The sequence below is a fragment of the Nocardioides sp. genome, assembly GCF_025964975.1.
Classification (GTDB): domain Bacteria; phylum Actinomycetota; class Actinomycetes; order Propionibacteriales; family Nocardioidaceae; genus Nocardioides.
This window is the reverse complement of record NZ_JAOPXV010000170.1, coordinates 1-7427: the sequence shown is the minus strand read 5'-3', so window position 1 is coordinate 7427 and position 7427 is coordinate 1. Positions and strand designations below refer to the sequence as shown.

Annotated in this window: 9 protein-coding genes; 3 read left to right on the top strand and 6 right to left on the bottom strand. The window is 68.6% G+C overall.

The features are described 5' to 3' along the window. Positions 1–147 precede the first annotated feature (147 nt). The 3 genes from JWN68_RS13095 to coxB all read right to left on the bottom strand — a co-directional run bounded on the left by JWN68_RS13095 (position 148) and on the right by coxB (position 3280). Positions 148–564 (bottom strand): cytochrome c oxidase subunit 4, encoded by a 417-nt coding sequence (locus JWN68_RS13095; protein WP_297739596.1) that lies wholly within the window; start codon positions 562–564, stop codon positions 148–150. Further along, positions 561–2267, bottom strand: a complete 1707-nt coding sequence (ctaD, locus tag JWN68_RS13090) for a cytochrome c oxidase subunit I (protein WP_297739598.1) — start codon at positions 2265–2267, stop codon at positions 561–563. The genes JWN68_RS13095 and ctaD overlap by 4 nt, the downstream gene beginning before the upstream one ends. 77 nt (positions 2268–2344) lie before the next feature. Further along, the gene (gene coxB, locus JWN68_RS13085; protein WP_297739594.1) at positions 2345–3280 is read right to left on the bottom strand and encodes a cytochrome c oxidase subunit II; all 936 of its coding nucleotides are present in this window, start codon (positions 3278–3280) and stop codon (positions 2345–2347) included. A gap of 139 nt (positions 3281–3419) precedes the next feature. Between coxB and JWN68_RS13080 the strand changes: the two genes are divergently transcribed. Both JWN68_RS13080 and JWN68_RS13075 read left to right on the top strand, forming a co-directional pair. Continuing rightward, positions 3420–4517: an aminotransferase class V-fold PLP-dependent enzyme gene (locus JWN68_RS13080; RefSeq protein WP_297739592.1), complete on the top strand. Its 1098-nt coding sequence runs from the start codon at positions 3420–3422 to the stop codon at positions 4515–4517. Between the two features lie 17 nt (positions 4518–4534). Continuing rightward, on the top strand, positions 4535–4768 hold the full coding sequence (locus JWN68_RS13075; protein WP_297739589.1) for a sulfurtransferase TusA family protein: 234 nt from the start codon (positions 4535–4537) through the stop codon (positions 4766–4768). A gap of 10 nt (positions 4769–4778) precedes the next feature. On the opposite strand, the gene JWN68_RS13070 is transcribed toward JWN68_RS13075, so the two are convergent. Further along, positions 4779–5765 carry a carbohydrate kinase family protein gene (locus JWN68_RS13070; RefSeq protein ID WP_297739588.1) on the bottom strand — a complete coding sequence of 329 codons (987 nt, stop codon included), beginning with the start codon at positions 5763–5765 and terminating at the stop codon, positions 4779–4781. Positions 5766–5827: 62 nt separating this feature from the next. On the opposite strand from JWN68_RS13070, the gene JWN68_RS13065 reads away from it, so the two are divergent. Then, entirely contained in the window at positions 5828–6073 is a 246-nt protein-coding gene (locus JWN68_RS13065; protein WP_297739586.1) for a hypothetical protein, read from the top strand. 83 nt (positions 6074–6156) lie between these two features. On the opposite strand, the gene erpA is transcribed toward JWN68_RS13065, so the two are convergent. Together erpA and JWN68_RS13055 are read right to left on the bottom strand one after the other, a co-directional pair. Next, entirely contained in the window at positions 6157–6519 is a 363-nt protein-coding gene (gene erpA, locus JWN68_RS13060; protein ID WP_010833625.1) for an iron-sulfur cluster insertion protein ErpA, read from the bottom strand. Between the two features lie 57 nt (positions 6520–6576). Then, positions 6577–7427 (bottom strand): HAMP domain-containing sensor histidine kinase (locus JWN68_RS13055; RefSeq protein WP_297739582.1); only part of this gene is annotated, 851 nt, incomplete at its 5' end.

Here is a 7427-nt window from a genome sequence, read left to right as displayed (position 1 = left end):
CCAGGGCTGCGGCGGCCTGACGGCGGGCGCGCGTACGACCAGGGGCGAGGGACATCGAGGAACTCCCGGGAGCAGGTGACGGAACGTCGATCCTAACTCTCGATCAGGTCCACGCCCGATTTGGCGTCGACAGCCGCCCGGGACCGGCTAGTGGGCGTGCTCACCCCGGTAGTACTCGAAGACGAGACCGGACAGGGCGACCGTACCGAGGACGCCACCGATGATGAACAGCCACCAGGCGCCAGCCGCGATGCCGAAGACCATGACGGCCAGCGTCGCACCGCACCACAGCGGCCACCAGGAGTAGGGCGGGAAGAACCCGAGCTCGCCGGCACCGTCGGCGATCTCGCCGTCCTTGCGGTCCTCGGGACGGGCGTCCATCTTCTTGGCGTGGAAGCCGAGGTAGAGGGTCACCATCAGGGTCAGCAGGCCGGTCATCACCAGCGCCGAGGTGCCGGTCCAGTCACCACCTTTGTCGCTGCTGTCGGTGACGAGCCAGTAGGCCGGGGTCACCAGCACCAGGAAGACGGTGGTGATCCCGAAGATCCAGGCCTCGGCCTTCATCGCGTCGTACCTCCGTCGCGGTCGTCGTCCTGGGTGTCGGTGTCCTGGCCGAGACGCTCCTTGAGGAGCGTGGCGCGACCCTCCATGTCAGGCGCGTCCGCGAACTTGCCGTCGCGCGCCGAGGAGTTGTCGTCGAGCTCGATCGCGGCCACCTCGGGGTGGTGCAGGTCGAAGGCCGGCGACTCCGAGCGGATCCTGGGGATGGAGTGGAAGTTGTGGCGCGGGGGCGGGCAGCTGGTGGCCCACTCGAGCGAGCGACCCCAGCCCCACGGGTCGTCGACCCCGACCAGCGGCCCCTTGGCCGAGACATAGACGTTGTAGAGGAACGGCAACGTCGAGGCACCCAGCACGAACGCGCCGATGGTCGACACCTGGTTCAGCGTGGTGAAGCCGTCCTCGACGAGGTAGTCGGCGTAGCGCCGCGGCATGCCCTCGACGCCCAGCCAGTGCTGGACCAGGAACGTGGTGTGGAAGCCAACGAACAACAACCAGAAGTGCAGCTTGCCGAGCCGCTCGTCGAGCATCCGGCCGGTCATCTTCGGCCACCAGAAGTAGAAGCCGGCGAACATCGCGAAGACCACGGTGCCGAAGACGACGTAGTGGAAGTGCGCGACCACGAAGTAGGAGTCCGTCACGTGGAAGTCGAGAGGCGGACTGGCCAGGATGACACCCGTCAGGCCACCGAACAGGAAGGTGACGAGGAACCCGACCGACCACAGCATCGGGGTGTCGAACGACAGGCTGCCGCCCCACATCGTGCCGATCCAGTTGAAGAACTTCACCCCGGTCGGTACGGCGATGAGGAACGTCATCCCGGAGAAGAACGGCAGGTCCACGGCGCCGGTGACGAACATGTGGTGGGCCCACACCGCCACGGAGAGGATCGCGATCCCGAGGGTGGCGCCCACCAGACCGACGTAGCCGAAGAGAGGCTTGCGGCTGAAGACCGGCAGGACCTCCGAGACGATCCCGAAGAACGGGAGCGCGATGATGTAGACCTCGGGGTGGCCGAAGAACCAGAAGAGGTGCTGCCACAGGATCGGCCCACCGTTGGAGGCGTCGAAGACGTGCGCGCCGAGCTGGCGGTCGGCCTCGAGCATCAGCAACGCGCCGGCCAGGATCGGGAACGCGATCAGCACCAGCAGCGAGGTGATCAGCGCGTTCCACACGAAGATCGGCATCCGGAACATCGTCATGCCGGGCGCGCGCATGCAGATGATGGTGGTGATGAAGTTGACCGCACCCAGGATGGTGCCCAGACCGGCCATCCACAGACCCATGATCCACAGGTCACCACCCGCGCCGGGTGAGCGCACGGAGTCCGACAACGGGGTGTAGGCGGTCCAGCCGAAGTCGGCCGCACCGCCCGGGGTCAGGAAGCCGGACGCGGCGATGAGCCCGCCGAAGAGGAACAACCAGAAGCTGAACATGTTGAGCCGCGGGAACGCGACGTCGGGCGAGCCGATCTGCAGCGGCATGATCACGTTGGCGAAGCCGAAGAACAGCGGCGTCGCGAACAGCAGCAGCATGATCGTGCCGTGCATGGTGAACAGCTGGTTGTACAGCTCGTCGTTGACGACCTGGTTGCCCGGGTAGGCCAGCTCGGAGCGGATCAGCATCGCCATCACGCCGCCGACCATGAACCACACGAAGGCTGTGGCGAGATACATCTGGCCGATCAGCTTGTGGTCCGTGGTCGTCATGATGCGGACGAGCTGTTGACCCAGGGTCTTGCCGCCCCTGGGGATGGTCGTCGTGGTGCCGGGTGTCGCGGTGGCGGTCACTCCGAGCCCCCTTCTTGGTCGTCGTCCTCGGCGAGGCCGGTCTCGAGTCCGGTCTGGGTCCGGGTCTCCTCGCCGCCGAGCAGCGGAGCGTCGGACTCGGAGCCCTGCTCGGCCAGGTCGGCGAGGTAAGCGTCGTAGTCGGCCTGGCTGACCACCTTGACATCGAAGAGCATGCGGGAGTGGTCGACCCCGCAGAACTCGTAGCACTTGCCGCTGTAGTCGCCGATGCGGGTCGTGTTGACCTGGAACGTGTTGACGCGGCCAGGGATCACGTCCATCCGCATCAGGAACGCGTCGACGCCGAAGTTGTGGATCACGTCGGGCGAGTGCAGGTTGAACTGGATGATTTGGTCGACGGGCAGGACCAGGGTCGGCACGTGGCGCTGGTCGCCCACGGTGTAGACGTAGCTGTCGTAGCGGTATTCGCCGTTCTTCGTGTCCGGGCCCGGCTCGCCCGTGGGCTCACCGACGCCGTGGTTGAAGGTCCACGACCACTGCTGACCGACCACCTCGATGGTCACGTCCGGCTCGGGGTCGATGTCGATGACCTTGTTCTGGACGTTGACGGTCCAGTAGAAGAAGACGATCACCATCATGATCGGAGCAATGGTGTAGAAGATCTCGAGCGGCAGGTTGTAGCGCGTCTGCACGGGGATCTCGTCGTCGCTGCGGCGGCGGTACTTCACGACGGCCCAGAAGATCAGGCCCCAGACGATCACGCCGGTGATCATGGCGGCGAGCCAGGCCCACCTCCACAGCGCGAGCGTGGCGGGCGCCTGCTCCGTGGCGGGCTCCGGCATCGCGAGGCGAGCGATCTGGTCCTTGTCGACGGCGTCACAGGCGCTCAGGAGGAGCAGGACGGCGCCGATGAGTGCACCCACGGCAAGCCGGCGCGCGAGCGACGGTGCACGCTTGGGGAGTTGCAGACCCACGAACGAGCCTCTCTCTTGAGTCCAGTCTCGACGGGCCAAACTCTATCCCCCTTCACCCTCTGACCGCGGTGGCGGGTGGGGTGTCGAGGCCCACACGAACCCCTCGGCCCGGCCACCGACGATGGACTACGTTCGACTGGTGAGCACGGACTTCGACTCAGCCTCCTCGATGCCCTTGCACCCGGCCGCCCAGGAGACCCTCCTGGCAGCCCTCGAGCGGGGCTACGCCGACCCGCGCCGCCTGCACGGATCCGCCCGCGACGCCCGCCTGCTGCTGGACAACGCTCGCGAGGCGACAGCTCAGGCACTCGGCGTACGCCCCGACGAAGTGTCCTTCACCGCGACCGGCACCGAGGCCGTCCACCGAGGCCTGCTGGGCCTCGCCCACCGGGGTTTGCGCGACGGGCTCCCGATCGCGCACACTGCCGTGGAGCACTCGGCGGTGCTCCACGCGGCACGGTGGGCGGGCACGCCCCTGTCCGTCCCGGTGGACATGCTCGGTCGCGTGGTGCTCTCCGACATCCCGGCGACGGCCGCCGTGCTGGCCGTGCAGAGCGCCAACCACGAGGTCGGCACGATCCAGCCGGTCGAAGCCGCCAGCGATCAGACTGGGGCGCCCGTGTTCATGGACGCCTGCGCGTCCATGGGCCGGATCGCGCTTCCCGACGGCTGGAGCGCCGCGGCCGGGTCGGCGCACAAGTGGGGCGGACCCGCCGGGGTGGGCATCCTGCTGGTGCGCAAGGGCGCTCGGTGGCGCAACCCGTTCCCCGGCGACGACCGCGTGGACGAGCGGACAGCGGGCTTCGAGAACGTGCCGGCCATCCTGGCGGCGGCCGCGTCCCTCCAGGCCGTGGTGACCGAGCGCGCCGAGCTCAACGCCCGGCACCGTGAGCTGATCGACGTGGTCCGGGCGCGGGTGGCGGCCGAGGTCCCCGACGTCGAGGTGGTCGGCGATCCCGACCAGCGACTCCCCCACCTCGTCACCTTCTCGTGCCTCTACGTCGACGGAGAGGCACTGGTCCACGAGCTCGACCGTCGCGGTTTCGGGGTCGCCAGCGGCTCCTCGTGCACGTCCTCGACGCTGACCCCCAGCCACGTCCTCGAGGCGATGGGCGTGCTGACCCACGGCAACGTGCGTCTCTCGCTCCAGCGCGGCGCCGGCCGCCAGCCGGTCGACGCGTTCTGCGACGCGCTGCCCGACGTCATCGGCAGCCTTCGCGCCCGGGTGGGACTGTGAGTCCCGACGGGCCCGTCGTGGGGCCTGCCCTCGAGCTCGACTGCCGCACGATGCTGTGTCCGATGCCCGTCATCGAGCTGGCCAGGCACCTGGCGGACGTCGAGGTCGGACAGATCATCGCCGTCGTGGCCCGCGATGCCGCCGCCCGGGTCGACGTGCCCGCCTGGTGCCGCATGCGCGGTCATGAGTTCGTCGGCGCAGACACTGCGACGGACGGTGCCGCCCGCTATCTCGTGCGCCGGCTCAGCTGAGCGGATCCCGTCAGGGGTGCAGGGTCTTGAGGTGCGGGTCGATGTCGGCACTCGCCTCGGCGCCGTACGTCGAGGTGCAGCGCTCGAGGAAGTCCGCGCGGGACAGGACGTATTCCTGCGTCCCGACCTGTTCCACGACATAGACGGCCAGCAGGCAGCCGACCTGGGCGGCGCGCTCGAGCGACAGACCCCAGCCGAGGGCCGCCAGGAAACCCGCACGGAAGGCGTCGCCCACGCCGGTGGGCTCGACCTTCTCGATCTCGGGGACGGCCTCGACCGTGATCGACTCCTCGCCCTCGCGGTCGATCCGGACCCCGGCCGCGCCGAGGGTGACGACCCACGTGCCGACGCGGGACAGGATGTCCTCCCGCGACCAGCCGGTCTTCTGGGTGATCAGGTCGGCTTCGTACTCGTTGGAGAAGAGGATCTCGGCGCCGTCGATCAGCGGGCGGATCATCTTCCCGTCGCCGAAGGCGAGTTGCTGGGAGGGGTCGGCCACGAACTTGTAGCCGCGCTGCCGGCACTCGTCGGTGTGACGCAGCATGCCTTCCGGGTCGTCCGGCCCGATCAGGACGTAGTCGGGCTCGCCGACACGGTCGACGATCGGCTGGAGCTCGATCTCCCGGGCCTCGCTCATGGCGCCGGCGTAGAAGCTCGCAATCTGGGCGTGGGAGCTGTCGTTGGTGCACACGAAGCGTGCGGTGTGCCGCGTCTGGGAGACGTGGACGGAGTCGCAGTCGACGTTGTGCCGCTGGAGCCAGGACCGGTATTCGGCGAAGTCCTCCCCGACGGCCCCGACGAGCACCGGCCGCAGACCGAGGTTGCCCAGGCCGAAGCAGATGTTGGCGGCACAGCCACCGCGACGGACCTCGAGGTCCTCGACCAGGAAGGAGACCGACAGCTTGTCCAGCTGGTCCACCACCAGGCTGTCGGAGAACCTGCCGGGGAAGGACATCAAATGGTCGGTCGCGATGGATCCGGCAATGAGAAGAGGCACGCGCGAACACTACCTGCGGGTACTGCCGGGCCTACGCGCGAGTAGCCAATATCGTCGCCGTCATGACCCCTCGCACCGCTGCTTCGCACCTGACCCACGACGAGCTCTCCCCCACCCCGGAGATGGCCGCGGACTGCCGCGCGGTGGGCGCGAACCTCAGGCTCGAGCGCGCGGCTCGTGCTGCGGTGAGGGGACCACGCCTCTCCCTGCACTTCGAGGACTACCCCGCAGAGATCCACAAGCGCGAGATCGAGGTGAGCGAGGCCGCGGCACGCCTCGCCAACGCGTTGCACCTCCACCTGGACTGATCGGGAAGCCACCCCCCTGGCCCCAACGGCGAAGGCCCCCGTCCGATGGACGGGGGCCTTCGTCTTTGCTGTGGATCAGGGAATCAGTGGAACGAGTCACCACAGGCGCAGGAGCCGGTGGCGTTGGGGTTGTCGATGGTGAAGCCCTGCTTCTCGATCGAGTCGACGAAGTCGATCTGCGCGCCGTTGAGGTAGGGGACGCTCATCCGGTCGACCACGACGGTCACGCCGTCGAAGTCGGTGGTGACGTCACCGTCCAGGGTGCGCTCGTCGAAGAAGAGCTGGTAGCGCAGGCCGGAGCAGCCGCCAGGCTGCACGGAGATGCGCAGGGCCAGGTCGTCGCGACCCTCCTGCTCGAGGAGGCTCTTGACCTTGGACGCAGCGACATCGCTCAGGTTGATCTGGTCGGTGCGGCGGTCGGTGGTGGTCTCGAGCTGCTCGGTCATGTGGTGCTCCCAAAGATCGTCGGGCGGTTGCCTTCATCAATGGTCGCACATCCTGGGTTATTCCCTGCCTTGTTGCCGGTGGTCACGCATCGGGAGCCGGACGATGAACGTGGCGCCCGCCGAGGCGTGGTCGAGCTGCGCCGTACCCCCGTGGCGTTCGGCCACGGCCCGCACGATGGCCAGCCCGAGCCCGGTGCTCCCGGTCTCGTGGGCGCGAGCCTCGTCGCCCCGGCAGAAGCGGTCGAAGACGTGGGAGCGAAGCCGCGCAGGGACACCGGGCCCGTCGTCGGCCACCGCCAACCGAGCGCTGTCACCGTCACTTGTGAGGAGGACAGTGACCCGCGAGGTCGCGTGCTGGTCGGCGTTCGCCAGCAGGTTGCGGACCATCCGGCCGAGATCGGCCCGCGAGCCGGTCATCGGGGCCGCGCTCACACCGGAGGTGTCGATCTCGACGCGCGCACTGGACCTCAGCCGTCGCGCCTCCTCGAGGACGACGTCGTCGAGGTCGACCAGGCCGTGGGCCACAGCGCCCTCGTCCTGGCGGGCGAGGAAGAGCAGGTCCCGGACGAGCCGCTCCATCTGATCGCCGTCAGCGAGCAGCGAGCGCGCGGTCGACGTCCAGTCGGTGTCGACCGGGTGGGCCAGCGCGACCTCCAGTGTCGTGCGGTAGGCCGCCAGCGGGCTCTGCAGCTCATGAGCGGCGTCAGCGACGAACGCGCGCTGGCGCTGGTGCGCCTCCTCGACCGGTCGCAACGTCCGGCCGATCAGGCCCCAGAGCAACCCCGTGGCAGCCACCAGCACCAGCGGCAGCCCCAGGGCCAGCGAACCCGCTAGGCTGACCATGCTCTCGTTGTCCGCCTCCCTGCTGTGGCCGACGTAGACGACGGCCGAGCCGTCAGGGATGTGCG